Origin of the sequence: Flavobacterium ginsengiterrae (genome assembly GCF_039539785.1) — a bacterium.
Classification (GTDB): domain Bacteria; phylum Bacteroidota; class Bacteroidia; order Flavobacteriales; family Flavobacteriaceae; genus Flavobacterium; species Flavobacterium ginsengiterrae.
In genome coordinates this window covers 360452-375650 of record NZ_BAABDU010000006.1, presented here as the reverse complement: position 1 = coordinate 375650, position 15199 = coordinate 360452, and the positions used below count along the sequence as shown (strand labels likewise).

9 protein-coding genes are annotated in these 15199 nt (G+C 35.4%); 6 read left to right on the top strand and 3 right to left on the bottom strand.

What is annotated here, in order from left to right; all coding sequences use genetic code 11:
• Positions 1 to 95: 95 nt before the first annotated feature.
• Positions 96 to 1097: a PorP/SprF family type IX secretion system membrane protein gene (locus tag ABD859_RS17820; protein ID WP_345145941.1), complete on the bottom strand. Its 1002-nt coding sequence runs from the start codon at positions 1095 to 1097 to the stop codon at positions 96 to 98.
• A 17-nt stretch (positions 1098 to 1114) separates the two neighbouring features.
• Complete coding sequence (locus ABD859_RS17815; RefSeq protein WP_345145940.1) at positions 1115 to 5410, bottom strand: PKD domain-containing protein; 4296 nt, start codon at positions 5408 to 5410, stop codon at positions 1115 to 1117.
• Positions 5411 to 5717: 307 nt separating this feature from the next.
• On the opposite strand from ABD859_RS17815, the gene ABD859_RS17810 reads away from it, so the two are divergent.
• The 6 genes from ABD859_RS17810 to ABD859_RS17785 all read left to right on the top strand — a co-directional run bounded on the left by ABD859_RS17810 (position 5718) and on the right by ABD859_RS17785 (position 14569).
• Positions 5718 to 6755: a helix-turn-helix transcriptional regulator gene (locus ABD859_RS17810; RefSeq protein ID WP_345145939.1), complete on the top strand. Its 1038-nt coding sequence runs from the start codon at positions 5718 to 5720 to the stop codon at positions 6753 to 6755.
• Between the two features lie 220 nt (positions 6756 to 6975).
• The gene (locus ABD859_RS17805) at positions 6976 to 7434 is read left to right on the top strand and encodes a MarR family winged helix-turn-helix transcriptional regulator (protein ID WP_345145938.1); all 459 of its coding nucleotides are present in this window, start codon (positions 6976 to 6978) and stop codon (positions 7432 to 7434) included.
• Positions 7435 to 7491: 57 nt separating this feature from the next.
• Positions 7492 to 9882 carry a 3-hydroxyacyl-CoA dehydrogenase/enoyl-CoA hydratase family protein gene (locus ABD859_RS17800; RefSeq protein WP_345145937.1) on the top strand — a complete coding sequence of 797 codons (2391 nt, stop codon included), beginning with the start codon at positions 7492 to 7494 and terminating at the stop codon, positions 9880 to 9882.
• A gap of 90 nt (positions 9883 to 9972) precedes the next feature.
• Positions 9973 to 11154: a thiolase family protein gene (locus ABD859_RS17795; RefSeq protein ID WP_345145936.1), complete on the top strand. Its 1182-nt coding sequence runs from the start codon at positions 9973 to 9975 to the stop codon at positions 11152 to 11154.
• Positions 11155 to 11391: 237 nt separating this feature from the next.
• Positions 11392 to 13182, top strand: coding sequence for an acyl-CoA dehydrogenase family protein (locus tag ABD859_RS17790; RefSeq protein WP_345145935.1), 1791 nt, complete (start codon positions 11392 to 11394; stop codon positions 13180 to 13182).
• Between the two features lie 292 nt (positions 13183 to 13474).
• Positions 13475 to 14569 (top strand): glycoside hydrolase family 18 protein, encoded by a 1095-nt coding sequence (locus tag ABD859_RS17785; protein WP_345145934.1) that lies wholly within the window; start codon positions 13475 to 13477, stop codon positions 14567 to 14569.
• Between the two features lie 71 nt (positions 14570 to 14640).
• On the opposite strand, the gene ABD859_RS17780 is transcribed toward ABD859_RS17785, so the two are convergent.
• Positions 14641 to 15126: a hypothetical protein gene (locus tag ABD859_RS17780; RefSeq protein ID WP_345145933.1), complete on the bottom strand. Its 486-nt coding sequence runs from the start codon at positions 15124 to 15126 to the stop codon at positions 14641 to 14643.
• Positions 15127 to 15199 lie beyond the last annotated feature (73 nt).

The following is a 15199-nucleotide window of genomic DNA, read 5'->3' as shown; positions in this document are numbered from 1 at the left end:
GAACGATATCCTTTTGTGGCGTGGTTCGCCACAAAAGATATAGTGTACAGCCCGACCCGGAGGGACACGCCCAAATTATGGTAAATGTAAATCTTTTATTTGCCTGAGTAATTTGGACAACCGAAACATTTTCTACTCAAATCAAACTGGTAGGTTAATGATAACTCGTAAATGCCACCTGTCTTTCCTATTTTGGTAGTATTTAAATCGTATGAAAATCCTAGTCTTAAATGTTCGTACTGTAAACCTGTCATAAGGTTTATTGAGGTTAACAAATCGCCATTGGCTCCGTTTTTTGCCGGATTTGTCACGCCTGTTGCTCCAAAGAATATTTTTTCAAATAAGATGGATGCTCCTAAATCAAACCTATTGTAACGTCCTTGCTGCATATAATTTGAGGTTACAAAAAACTTGGTTTCGTACGGAAGCAGCAATACATCTATATAGTCAATTACGAGAAATTCGTAACCGGCACTTAAAGAAAAGAAGGTGTTTAAAGGCACATTTCCTTCTGAACTAAACGAAATATTAGGTCTGTTAAGATGTTTCATAGACAAACCAATCCAAATATCATCTGTGTTAAAAACCATACCTGCCGACACATCAAAAAAAGTCGCTCTTCTGTTTAATAACATAGGGTCCATAGAACTGGTGTTGATTACTCCGGTTCTAATGTTGATTTGATCTTCGAGTAATAAATTCTGAAAAGCAAAAGATTTTAATCCAAATCCTGCTTCAATACCGGGTCTAAATTCCCATTCGTCATTTAATCTCACTCGATAAGCATAATTTGCATTGATCTCTGAGAAGTTATAATTGCTTATATTTTCTCTTTGATTTAAAAAACTTATTCCTAATCCGCTATTCAGGCTTTCGCTCCAGGTATTAATAAAAGCATAGTCTGTATCGATTCTAAGGTCTAGTTCCGGCCATTGTTCTCTGTGAATGATTCCTGCCGAAGTAGTTTCTGTAAATCCGGTAAACCCCGGATTTAATGTCTGCGGTACTAAAAAATATTGTGTAAAAATTGGATCTTGGGCTCTTGCTTGTGTAAAAAAGCAACTGATTATTATTATAAAATATAGTCTTAATTTCATTTTGTTATTTCTGCTGCTTATTTAATTAATGTGAATGCACCTTTTTCTACTACTGTATGATTGTAGAAGGTTTTTAAGGTGATTTTATAATAATAATTACCGTTTTCTGCTTCTATGTCTTTAACCCTGCCGTTCCATCCTCTAATATTTGTTCCGGATTCTGAATATATTACAGCACCCCAGGTATCGAAAACATCGAGTGTTATGTCAGATAATCCTAAAAATACAGGAGCAAATGTGTCGTTGTATCCATCATTATTTGGCGTAAAGGCATTTGGCATAATAAGGCTGTATCCTTTTTCGACTTTTATTGTTGCTGAATAAGAATACTGGCAGCCAAATGGATAAGTAACCGTTTGTTTGATTGTATATGTTCCTACACGAGTATAAATATGCTGCGGATTTTCTTCATCTGAAAAATTTCCGTCTCCAAAATCCCATGAAATCAATGTAAAGTCGCCGGTTGCCAGATTGGTAAATTTTACCGGATCGTAAATTGAATATAAGTCATACATATCTTTTCCATACGAACCTGTTGAGAAATTTGCCGTACCCAAAACTGGTGTGTTAACATTATATGCCAATTCTGCATTACAACCGAAACTATCAGTCACTCTAAATATAACCAAACCGTTATTTTCGGTATTCATAATTTCATTATTAGTTCCGGAAATCACTCCGTCTGACCAGCTTAAGGTATAAGGTGGAATTCCTCCTTTTACATGTCCTACAAAGGTTTGTTTGACATATTTGGTTTCACAATCAAAATCGGTTAAAACTTCAATTGTTGGTGTAAGCTGATCAAATCGTGTAATTGTCCATGTATCAGTTTGCTTACAGCCATTAGCATCTGTTGCAACAACAGTGTATTTGCCTGGAACAAGGTTTACTAAATCTTCTGTTTTAGCGCCGTTTGACCAGCTGTAACTATAAGGCTGCGTACCTCCGGTTACAACCAGATTAATTGCTCCGGTATCAGCTCTAGCACAATCTAAAGGATTAGAAACTTCTCCTTTTATTTCTAACAATAAAGGTTCTACAATTGTAAATGACTCTTTGATTATACAATTTTTCGCATCAGTAATTGTTACCGAATATTTTCCCGGTCCTATATTATTTCTTTCAACTCCTGCTGTTGCATCATCATCCCAAACAAGACGAACAGGGGCTTTACCTCCCACTAGATTTAAACGGATATGCGCATCTTTCTGACCAAAACAAGAAATCTGCCTTACATCTGGTTTTATGGTAAATACTGGTGCATTGTCTATAATTATTGTAAATACTTTTGGACAGCCTAAAGCATCTGTAATTGTAATTACATAAGTTCCGGCTGATAAATTATTTTGTACACGTCCGGATCCTAAATTGCTCCATTTTATAATATATGGTTCACCAGTTGCAAATGGAACCCCACCTGTAATATTATTTATAGTAATCGATGCATCGGCATAATTATAACATGCTATTTCGGTTTTGGTATAATCTAATTTTATTTCAGGATTCTGAAGTAAAATAACCTGCAAATTATCGGTACAGCCTGAATTATCAGTTACAGTTAAATTATAAGTTCCCGCGGCTAAATTTCTTGGATTTTGAACTGTACTTCTATATCCGTTTGGACCAGTCCAGCTGTATCTGTAATTAAAAATACCGGGAGAAATTTCTGTTGCTCTTCCTCCTGTAGTTGTTACGTTGATTTCACCGGTTGAATATCCATAACATAAAATATCAACCTGACTTATATAAGAAAGCTTTAATAAAGGAGGTTCGATTATCGTAAAACTTCTATTAAGAACATCGCAAGAGTTTACTTCTGTAATCTTAACATTATAATCACCAGGTCCTAAATTCGTTGGATTTCCGGTATTTGCAGAGTAAGGATTACCGTTTTTTGTCCAGACGTAAGTATAAGGCTGGGTTCCGCCAGATACTGGCACACTAATTCTTCCGTCATTTAAACCAAAACAGGTAATATCATTTTTATATTCTCCTGTAACCTGAAATTTACCGGGTTCGCTGACATAATAACTTTTTGTAAAAGGACATCTTCCGTTATCAATAACTTGTAAATTATAATATCCTGGTTTTAAGTTCGAGATATTTTGATCTGTACTAGTAAATCCATTAGGCCCAGTCCATGAAAAAGTATACGGATTTCCTGTCGCAAAAGGAATACCACCAGCTACAGAAATGGTAATACTACCATCGTTTGAACCAAAACAAGTTCCGTTTTTTATGGTTTCAACTACTTTAATTAATGGATCAACCGTTACAGTAATTGTAAAATTAGGTCCCGGACAAACTGCAGAAATTGGCGAAACGGTATAGGTTACGGTAGCCGGAGTATTCGTATTATTCGTTAAAGTCTGGCTGATATTTGATCTTGGCGATGATTGCGCGGTAGCTCCGCTTACGGCACCAGCAGGAGAAACAATCGGCGTTGACCAGACATACGTGGTTCCTGATGGTACATTATCTGTTCCGTTTGTAAAGGGAGTAACCTGAAAAGTATTACCACTACAAATTTGCACCGTTTTTGGTGTTATGATTGGTGATAAAACAGTATTAACTGAAAAATTAACCGTTTTTGACACAGGACCACAACTATTTGTAACGGTGAATGTTGCCTGATAATTCCCGCTGGTCGTATAGTTTATCAATCCCGGATCCAGCAAGGTAGAACTAGAAGGAGTTCCTCCCGGAAAACTCCACAAATAAGTAATTTCACTGGCAGGAGAACAGGTTTGTTCTACTTTTGCAACTGGTTTTATTGTGGCTGAATTACAAAAATCAGATATTGGCTCAAGTGTAATAACAGGCGGTTTCTTTACGTCAATTGTTTTAGTAATTGATCTTTCGATTCCACATGAATTTACGGTAGTCAATCTTACGTAATAGGTTCCCGGCATAATAAAATTAAAAACCGGATCCTTTGAATTAGAATATGTACCATTGGCAAAATTCCATTGTCCTCTGTTTGATCCAGGTACAGTCTCTTTTCCACAAAAACCTTCCGTATAATAAGTAACCTCCCAATAATATCTTTCAGTACCACATCCTAAACTGGCATTGGTTGTATTCGTAATCTGTAGATTCGTAGATGCACAAGCATTCCCAAAAGTAAAATTAGGTTCTAGAATTGGTTCCACACAAATTGTTCTTGTTGTAGAAGTCCCAATACCGCAGGGCGTTTGTGCAGAAAGTCTAATAGTATAATTCCCTGGTCTTGTATATACGTGAGAAGGATTTACTTCTCTTGACACTGGAGTTCCGTCTCCAAAATCCCAAGTATAGACATTATAAGTACTGCAGTCATTAGTATATCCGGCTGTTGTTGTATTGTAAAACTGCGCATATGTATTGGCACAAATAATATTGTTTACATTAAAACTTATTGTAGGCACATCTAAAATAATGATAGGTCCGGCTGTTAAATAAGTACTTCCGCAAGATGTTGTTATTGTTAAACGAACTGTATTTCCTGACGGACAATTAAATCGTGTAAAAGTATGAGGAATAGGAAAATTTTGTGAAGCCTGAGGATTTAAGTTATTATAATAAACAGAACTTTCTAATTGTGCCTGAGTATAACTCATCGTAGCGCCATCGCCATAATCAACATAATATCTTGTATCTGAAGGATTAAGTCCCCATGATCCAATAGCAAAATCCATAGGCTGAACCGGCGTACATAAATTAGTCGTATTTCCCGGTGCAATAAGAGCTCCCAGCGGGTTATTCGAATTTTTAACTACATACGTAATAGCATTACTGCATGTATTTGTACCCAAAGCCGTAATGACCATATTAAAAGCACCTAATCTTTGATATTCATGAGTTTTTGGAAACGTAACATTTGTTTCTGAATTTCCATCACCCCAATCTACATTGTAGGAAGTAATACACCCAACTGAATTAGAAGCATTTCCGACATTAATAGTATATTTTGGATTTGAATTGTTATCACCGCATCGCTCAAATGGCTTACTCGATCCCGGAGCATTTAAATCTGTAAACTTTAAATCCGGCTTTTGTTTTACATCAACCGTTTTGGTTACAGTATTCGTTTCTCCATTAGCATCAGTTACGGTTAGTTTTACACTAAAACTTTGCACCCCGCAGCCAAGTGCCGTAAAGCTGTGACTTGGTGTTGTATTCGTAGAACTGCTTCCGTCTCCAAAATCCCATTTATAAGTAAAAGGAGCTGCACCAGTAACCGTTGCATTAAAAGTTACCGGCGTTCCGGAACAAGCATTATTATTGCTAAAAACAAAATCTACTGTAGGAGGAACAACCCAATTTGTAAACATTTCAGGAGTTCGATTATTATTTTTTTTGTTATTAAAGGAATAAACCGAGGAAGTAATAAATAAGATAAGGTTTAATTGTAGAAAGTAAAGTTTCCCCATATAGTAATTTTCAGGTTGAGGCGGTAAATGTATATGATTTTCTTTAACAAAAAAATAGTATAAATACTCATTTCTGTAAAATGTAAAATTTAATCTACGCAGTCGTATTACGCAGTAAAATCAAAAAGTGTATTTTTATCTCAGATTTATTATTTCTGTCATAAATTTATTTTTCCAATAAACTTTATCGACATCAAATTGCATAGCTATGTCACAAAACAAAAATGCCTTAATTCGCTACAAAACCATTGATAAATGTCTGCAGAATAAATACAGACAATGGACATTAGAAGATTTAATCGAATGCTGTTCTCAGGCTTTAGAAGAATATGAGGGCAGACAAATTCCAATTAGCAAACGAACCATTCAGATGGATATTCAGATGATGCGTAGTGAAAAACTCGGCTATAATGCGCCAATCGTGGTTTACGATAAAAAGTATTATAAATACGACGACGAAGATTTTTCGATAACTGATATTCCGCTGACGGAAACCGATATGAATGTTTTAACCGAAACGGTTTCGATGTTAAAACAGTTTAAAGATTTCTCTTTATTCAGTGATGTATCGGATATCTTACAGCGTTTAGAAGATAAAATCTATTCTGAAAAATCGCATACCAAACCCGTTATTTATCTGGATAAAAATGAAAATCTGAAAGGCCTTCATTATCTGGACGAAATTTATCAGGCCATTATCAAAAAAATGGTTTTGATAATTACTTATAAATCCTTTAAATCAAGAGAAGAAACGAAATTTCATTTTCATCCTTTTATATTAAAAGAGTTTAACAACCGTTGGTTTTTAATTGGAAAGAAAAAACAATCCCAGCCCATTACCAATCTCGCTTTGGACAGAATCGTTTCTATAGATTACGATTTTAACCTTCCTTATATAGAAGAAGATTTTAATGCCGATACCTTTTATAAAGATATTATTGGTGTCACGGTAAATTCTGGTTTACAGCCCAGACGTATCGAACTTTGGATTGATGCTTCGAATGCGCCTTATGTATTGACAAAACCATTACATCCATCTCAGAGAATAATCAAAGAAAATGACGATCACAGCATTATAATTCACTTATTTATTATGCCTAATTATGAAATGGAAAGACTCTTATTAGGTTTTGGCGATTCGATTGAAATCTTACGTCCTGAAGGTTTACGAAATCGTATGAAAAAAATTCTTCAAAATGCAATTTCGAGATATGAACCGAAAGACAATACTGAATTAAACATATAATTTTTTGAATAATCCAGAATTAAAACCAAAATAAATATCACAAATAGATTTTTACCTTACTTAAATTGTTAAAATCTAAAAAAAGAATAGTATATTTCAAAATAAATAAACCACAAAACCCTCGAAATCAAAGGGATTTTTTAACTAACCAAAAATTTATTAAAAAATTATATGCATGCATAGTATTTTTTGATTATATTTGAAATCGATATAGTTACCTATGAAAGACAAAACGATAGATTATATTTTGAGAGCAACATGGCAGGCTGTTTCTAGAATGTATAATGAAGAGGCTGCAAAATACGATGCTACAATGGCAACCGGATTTGCTCTGTTAAGTATTGACAAGGAAGAAGGAACTCCGTCAACAGCTTTGGGACCACGAATGGGAATGGAAGCCACAAGCCTTACCAGAACTTTAAAATCAATGGAAGACAAAGGTTTGATTGTTCGCAAAAAAAATCCAAGTGACGGAAGAGGTGTTTTGATCTATCTGACCGAATTTGGAAAAGAAAAAAGAGAATTATCTAAAAATACTGTCCTGAAGTTTAATGAGACCGTTAGAAAACATGTTTCAGACGAAAAACTGAGCCATTTTATCGAAGTTTCGGAAATCATTAATGAATTGATTCACGACAAAAACATATTTAATCAAACAGAAAACGCAGAAAACGAATAGCATTTCATAAGACAAGAAATAATTCGAAAACTGCAAAAAACAAACAAGTAACAAATTATGAAACGCACAATTAAAAAAGTTGCTGTAATTGGATCCGGAATTATGGGTTCAGGTATAGCTTGTCATTTTGCCAATATTGGTGTTGAAGTTTTACTGCTTGACATCGTACCTCGCGAGTTGACAGAAGCTGAAGCTAAAAAAGGATTAACGCTTGAAAGCAAAGCCGTTCGCAACCGTTTGGTAAATGACCATTTGGCGAACTCATTAAAATCGAAACCCTCTCCTATTTACAGTCAGAAATTTGCAAGTAGAATTACGACTGGAAATACGACGGATGATATGGCAAAAATTGCCAATGTTGATTGGATTATCGAGGTTGTGGTTGAACGTTTGGATGTTAAGAAATTAGTTTTCGAACAAATCGACAAATTCCGCAAACCGGGAACTTTGGTTACTTCTAATACTTCAGGTATTCCGATTCATTTTATGAGCGAAGGAAGAAGCGAAGATTTTCAACAACACTTCTGCGGAACTCACTTTTTTAACCCTGCGCGTTACTTAAAATTATTTGAAATTATTCCTGGACCAAAAACTTCAAAAGAAGTTCTTGATTTCTTAACGGATTACGGATCTAAATTCTTAGGAAAAACTTCGGTTGTTGCTAAAGATACTCCGGCATTTATTGGAAACAGAATTGGTATTTACGGAATTCAAAGTTTATTCCACCTTGTAAAAGAAATGGGATTAACGATTGAAGAAGTGGATAAATTAACTGGTCCGGTAATTGGTCGTCCAAAATCGGCTACTTTCCGTACGGTTGACGTTGTTGGATTGGATACTTTGGTTCACGTTGCGAATGGTATTTACGAAAACTGTCCAAACGACGAACAGCACGAATTATTTAAACTTCCGGATTTCATCAACAAAATGATGGAAAACAACTGGCTTGGTTCTAAAACCGGTCAGGGATTTTATAAAAAAGTAGATAAAGACATTCTTTCTTTAGACTTAGATACATTAGAATACCGCGCTGCAAAAAAAGCAAATTTTGCAACGCTTGAATTAACTAAAACTATCGACAAACCAATTAATCGTTTTAAAGTTTTAGTAAAAGGAACAGACAAAGCGGGCGAATTCTACAGAAAAAGTTTCGCCGGAATGTTTGCTTATGTTTCAAACAGAATTCCTGAAATCTCAGATGAATTATACAAAATTGACGACGCTATGAAAGCTGGTTTTGGATGGGAAAATGGTCCATTCGAAATCTGGGATGCAATTGGTGTTGCCAAAGGAATTGAAATCATGAAAGCAGAAGGTTTAGAGCCAGCTGCATGGGTAAACGAAATGCTGGCTTCTGGAAGTGACAGTTTCTACACTGTAAAAGAAGGCGCTACGTATTTCTACAATATTCCAACAAAATCTCAGACTAAAGTTCCAGGACAAGATTCATTCATTATTCTGAACAACATTCGCGAAAGCAAAAAAGTTTGGAGCAACAGCGGTGCAATTATCCAAGATTTAGGAGATGGAATTTTGAACTTAGAATTCCAATCAAAAATGAATACAATTGGTGGAGACGTTCTTTCTGCGATCAATAAAGCAATTGAATTAGCAGAAAAAGAACACCAAGGTTTAGTTATTGGAAACCAAGCTGCGAATTTCTCTGTTGGAGCAAATATCGGAATGATTTTCATGATGGCAGTTGAGCAAGAATATGATGAGTTGAATATGGCTATCAAATTGTTCCAAGACACAATGATGCGTGTTCGTTATTCTTCAATTCCGGTAATCGTTGCCCCTCACGGAATGACGTTCGGCGGTGGATGCGAAATGAGCTTACATGCTGATAAAGTGGTTGCTGCAGCTGAAACGTATATGGGATTAGTTGAATTTGGAGTTGGTGTAATTCCAGGTGGTGGTGGTTCTAAAGAATTAACTTTAAGAGCTTCAGACTTATTCCGTAAAAATGATGTTGAGCTGAATGTTCTTCAAGAGTATTTCTTAACGATCGCTATGGCTAAAGTTTCGACTTCTGGTTACGAAGCTTTTGACACAGGATTATTACAACACGGAAAGGATATTATCGTAGTAAACAAAGATCGTCAGATTGCTGAAGCTAAAAAACATGCGTTGTTAATGGCTGAAGCTGGATATACACAGCCAATTAGAAGAACAGATATTAAAGTTCTTGGAAAACAAGCTTTAGGTATGTTCTTAGTTGGAACCGATCAAATGGAAGCTGGAAAATACATTTCTGAGCACGATAAGAAAATCGCAAACAAACTGGCTTACGTAATGGCGGGTGGAGATTTATCTGAAGCAACTTTAGTTTCTGAACAATATTTATTAGATATCGAAAGAGAAGCTTTCTTGAGTTTATGTACAGAACGCAAGACTTTAGAAAGAATCCAGTATATGTTAACTAAAGGAAAACCTTTGAGAAACTAGAAAATAGAATAAAGAGAATAGAATATAGATTGGACATTGAAGTCTATTTTCTATGATCTATTTTCTATAATCTTAAAAAAACAAAAACAAATGAAAACAGCATATATAGTTAAAGCTTACCGTACAGCGGTAGGAAAAGCACCAAAAGGAGTTTTTAGATTTAAACGTCCTGATGAATTGGCTGCAGAAACCATTCAGTTTATGATGAATGAACTGCCTGATTTTGACAAAAAACGCATCGACGACGTTATGGTTGGAAATGCAATGCCAGAAGCAGAACAAGGACTTAACGTGGGTCGTTTAATCTCATTAATGGGATTAAAAGTAGAAGACGTTCCTGGAGTTACCGTAAACCGTTATTGCGCTTCTGGATTGGAAACAATCGGAATGGCAACGGCTAAAATCCAGTCTGGAATGGCAGATTGTATCATTGCTGGTGGTGCAGAAAGTATGAGTTATATTCCGATGGGAGGTTACAAACCAACTCCGGATTATAAAGTTGCCGCTGCAGGTCACGAAGATTACTATTGGGGAATGGGTTTAACTGCCGAAGCGGTAGCGAAACAATACAACGTTTCAAGAGCAGATCAGGATGAGTTTGCATACAACTCTCACATGAAAGCTTTGAAAGCACAGGCAGAAGGAAAATTTGACAAACAAATCGTTCCAATTACAGTTGAGCAGACTTTCATTAACGAAAACGGTAAAAAAGAAACAAAATCATACGTTGTAAATAAAGACGAAGGTCCAAGAGCCGGAACTTCTATCGAAGCTTTAGCAGGTTTAAGACCGGTTTTTGCTGCTGACGGAAGTGTAACTGCTGGTAACTCTTCTCAAATGAGCGACGGTGCTGCTTTCGTTTTAATCATGAGCGAAGACATGGTAAAAGAATTAAACCTTGAGCCAATCGCAAGATTAGTAAACTTTGCTTCTTCTGGAGTGGAACCAAGAATTATGGGTATCGGTCCTGTAAAAGCTATTCCGAAAGCGTTGAAACAAGCTGGATTAACTTTAAACGATATTGAATTAATCGAATTGAATGAGGCATTTGCTTCTCAGGCTTTAGCCGTTACTCGCGAGTTAGGTTTAAATCCTGATATCGTAAACGTAAATGGTGGTGCCATTTCATTAGGTCACCCTCTTGGATGTACTGGAGCAAAACTTTCTGTTCAGTTATTTGATGAAATGAAACGTCGTGGAAACAAATACGGAATCGTTTCTATGTGTGTGGGTACTGGACAAGGTTCTGCGGGGATTTACGAAGTATTATAAAAGATATTATTAAGAAAGTATTCGTTCAGTTTGTCATTTCGACGAACGAGGAACTCAATAAGAATTAAACACAGTAACCGTTTAGTTTGTCATTTCGACGAAGGAGAAATCTCCGCGACGATTTTCCACATAGCTGATAATCTTTGTAGAGCTACTTGCGGAGATTTCTCCTTCGTCGAAATGACAAAACAGACGTTTAGATCATAAATAAACTATACTAAACAAAAAACATAAGTCATGAGCGACAAAACAAGAGGAGGTCAATTCCTAGTAAAAGAAACAAAATGCGAAGACATCTTTACTCCAGAAGATTTCTCAGAAGAGCAGTTAATGATGCGTGACTCTGTAAAAGAGTTCGTAGACAAAGAATTATGGGCACATAAAGATCGTTTCGAAAAGAAAGATTATGCATATACAGAAGCTTCTATGCGTAAAGCTGGAGAACTTGGACTTTTAGGAGTTGCAGTTCCAGAAGAATATGGTGGATTAGGAATGGGATTCGTTTCTACAATGTTGGTTTGTGATTACATTTCTGGAGCAACTGGATCTTTCTCAACTGCTTTTGGAGCTCACACCGGAATTGGTACAATGCCAATTACACTTTACGGTACTGAAGAACAAAAGAAAAAATACGTTCCGAAATTGGCTTCTGGAGAATGGTTTGGAGCTTATTGCTTAACAGAACCAGGCGCAGGATCTGATGCAAACTCAGGAAAAACAAAAGCAGTTTTATCTGAAGACGGAAAATACTACTCTATCACAGGTCAAAAAATGTGGATTTCGAATGCAGGTTTCTGTAGCGTTTTCATCGTTTTTGCTAGAATTGGAGATGATAAAAATATTACAGGTTTCATCGTAGAAAACGATCCGTCAAACGGAATTTCTATGAATGAAGAAGAGCATAAATTAGGAATCCGTGCTTCTTCTACTCGTCAGGTTTTCTTCAACGAAACAAAAGTTCCAGTTGAAAACATGTTATCTGAAAGAGGAAATGGTTTCAAAATCGCCATGAATGCACTTAACGTTGGTCGTATTAAATTGGCTGCTGCTTGTTTAGATGCTCAAAGAAGAGTTACTTCTGGCGCTGTAAAATATGCTAATGAAAGAATTCAGTTTAACACTTCTATTTCATCTTTTGGAGCAATCCGTTCAAAATTAGCTGAAATGGCAACTAGCGCTTATGCTGGAGAAAGTGCTTCTTACCGTGCTGCAAAAGATATCGAAGATAGAATTGCTGCTCGTGAAGCAGAAGGAACTTCTCACCAAGAAGCAGAATTAAAAGGTGTTGAAGAATACGCTATCGAATGTTCTATCTTGAAAGTTGCAGTTTCTGAGGACGTTCAAAACTGTTCTGACGAAGGAATTCAGGTTTTTGGTGGAATGGGATTCTCTGAAGATACTCCGATGGAAAGTGCTTGGAGAGATGCTCGTATCGCTCGTATCTACGAAGGTACAAACGAAATCAACAGAATGCTTTCTGTAGGTATGTTGATCAAAAAAGCAATGAAAGGACACGTTGATTTACTTGGACCAGCAATGAAAGTTCAGGAAGAATTAATGGGAATTCCATCTTTTGATACTCCGGATTTCTCTGAATTATTCTCAGAAGAAAAAGTAATCGTGGCTAACCTGAAAAAAGTTTTCTTAATGGTTGCCGGAAGTGCTGTTCAAAAATACGGTCCGGATTTAGATTCTCACCAACAGTTATTAATGGCTGCTGCTGATATCTTAATCGAAATCTACATGGCTGAAAGTACTATCTTGAGAACTGAGAAATTAGCTAAATCTCAAGGTGAAGATAAAGTTCAGGAGCAAATCGCTATGGCAAAATTATACTTGTACAAAGCAGTCGATATCGTAAACTTAAGAGGAAAAGAAGGAATCGCTTCTTTCGCAGAAGGAGACGAACAACGTATGATGTTAATGGGACTTAAACGTTTCACAAAATACACTAACCTGCCAAATGTGGTAGCGTTAAGAGAGAAAATTGCAGAAAAATTAGTTGCAGAAAACTCATACTGCTTCTAATCTAAAAATAGTTTTTAGCTTTTAATTTGTTTAAACCCGCACAAGTCCGAAACTGTGCGGGTTTATTTTTTTTGTTTTTTCACCATATAAGATATAAGTTTATTTTAAAAAGTTTTATAAACTACTTTGCACTAATTAAACATATATCACTTATATGGTTCAAAATGTCACGCAATATTTTTGCAGCAATTTGCAAAATATTCGTTAAAATTAGCTTACAGCGCTATTATACTAGCAAAAATGTAAAATCATTGCTTTATATTTAGCGTTCTAAAACTTCAAAAAACATAAAATGAAACAAATTAACCTATTTGCACTTTTATTTTGCTGCATTCTATCCACAACTACTTTTGCGCAGAAAAATAAAAAATTCGACATTATTGCTTACTACACAGGCGATTCTAAATTAATCGACGAATATGAAGTCAGTAAATTAAATCAAATTATTTTTAGTTTTTGTCATTTAAAAGATGGTAAGTTAAGCGTAGATTCTGCTAAAGATTCTATTACAATTAAACATTTAGTTTCGCTTAAAGCTAAAAACCCACAATTAAAAATTATTTTATCGCTTGGCGGCTGGGGTGGCTGCGAACCTTGTTCAAATGCATTTTCAACAGTTGAGGGACGTTTGAAATTTGCTAAATCTGTAAAAGAAGTAAGCGATTATTTTAAAGTTGACGGTTTAGATCTTGACTGGGAATATCCAGCAATTGAAGGACTTCCTGGACATTTATATCAAGCTGTTGACAAACCTAACTTTACAGAATTACTAAAAATATTACGCTCAACATTAGGTAAAAAATACGAATTGAGTTTTGCTGCGGGAGGTTTCCAAAAATATCTTGACGAGTCGATCGACTGGAAAGCAGTAACACCATTAGTAAACCGTATTAATATTATGAGCTATGATTTAGTAAACGGATATTCTAAAGTTACAGGACACCATACTCCATTATACAGCACTAATCCAAAAGAAGAATCTACAAACAGAGCTGTTGAGTTTTTATTAAAACAAGGTGTTCCCGCAGAAAAATTAGTAATTGGAGGCGCTTTTTATTCAAGAACATGGCAAAATGTAGAAAATATCAACAACGGTTTGTATCAGGCTGGTGAGCATATTCAGGGTGTTGATTTCAAAAACTTTGCCGCAACTTATACGGAAGTAAACGGATGGAAATATTTCTACGACGAAAAAGCACAGGCTCCATACTGGTATAATGCAACAACCAAAACTTTTGCAACGTCTGACGATCTTAAATCGATAAAAGCTAAAACAGAATATGTAAAAGAGAAAAAACTAGGCGGTATTATGTTCTGGGAACTTACTCTTGACAGTTTCCGAGATGGAATGGTAAATGAGATTTACAAAGTTAAAACAGCTAAATAAATCTTTTGCAATAAAATTAAAAGGCAGTTATTCTGGAAATAACTGCCTTTTTTTATATCGATAAAGAAGATTTACTGAACTTTGGATTTATCTAATTCTCCAATAAATGGAATCGCCTCTAAAATTTCTGATCGAATTATGGTTTGCAGATAAACTTCCATCTGAATAAATTTAGCTGCATTTATAGATCCTATTGCCTTTTTGGCTTTGCTGTATGTTTTGCAGTACAATTTTTCATAAGCAATATGATTTTTTAAAGTTGCTTTTGCCAGTTCATCTGCTTTTGCATCTGTAAGGGTTTCATAATTGGCTGCATAATCATTTATTAATTGAAATTTTGTCTGTCCAAGAGCTTTACGCTGTACTTCATAATCATCGTAAACCTTTGTAAAAGCAGCAGATTGTGCATCAGATAAATTCATGTATTGTTTTACTAAATCACTTTTTGATTTTCCGTAAATACTTTGTAAAACTTCTAAATCTTCTTTAAACGAAGATTGTGCATAAGATGAAAACGCGGCAAATGCCATAATAAAAATAAGACTTAATTTTTTCATAGTTTTGATTTTTAAATTTGTTTCTAAATAATTATGCATTCTAAAAAATACTGAATTTCAATATTTTAACTTA

Coding starts and splice junctions, on each gene's coding strand:
- ABD859_RS17785 (WP_345145934.1), top strand. CDS start 13,475: ATGAAACAAATTAACCTATTTGCACTTTTATTTTGCTGCATTCTATCC.
- ABD859_RS17780 (WP_345145933.1), bottom strand. CDS start 15,126: ATGAAAAAATTAAGTCTTATTTTTATTATGGCATTTGCCGCGTTTTCA.
- ABD859_RS17790 (WP_345145935.1), top strand. CDS start 11,392: ATGAGCGACAAAACAAGAGGAGGTCAATTCCTAGTAAAAGAAACAAAA.
- ABD859_RS17815 (WP_345145940.1), bottom strand. CDS start 5,410: ATGTTTACAAATTGGGTTGTTCCTCCTACAGTAGATTTTGTTTTTAGC.
- ABD859_RS17795 (WP_345145936.1), top strand. CDS start 9,973: ATGAAAACAGCATATATAGTTAAAGCTTACCGTACAGCGGTAGGAAAA.
- ABD859_RS17800 (WP_345145937.1), top strand. CDS start 7,492: ATGAAACGCACAATTAAAAAAGTTGCTGTAATTGGATCCGGAATTATG.
- ABD859_RS17805 (WP_345145938.1), top strand. CDS start 6,976: ATGAAAGACAAAACGATAGATTATATTTTGAGAGCAACATGGCAGGCT.
- ABD859_RS17810 (WP_345145939.1), top strand. CDS start 5,718: ATGTCACAAAACAAAAATGCCTTAATTCGCTACAAAACCATTGATAAA.
- ABD859_RS17820 (WP_345145941.1), bottom strand. CDS start 1,097: ATGAAATTAAGACTATATTTTATAATAATAATCAGTTGCTTTTTTACA.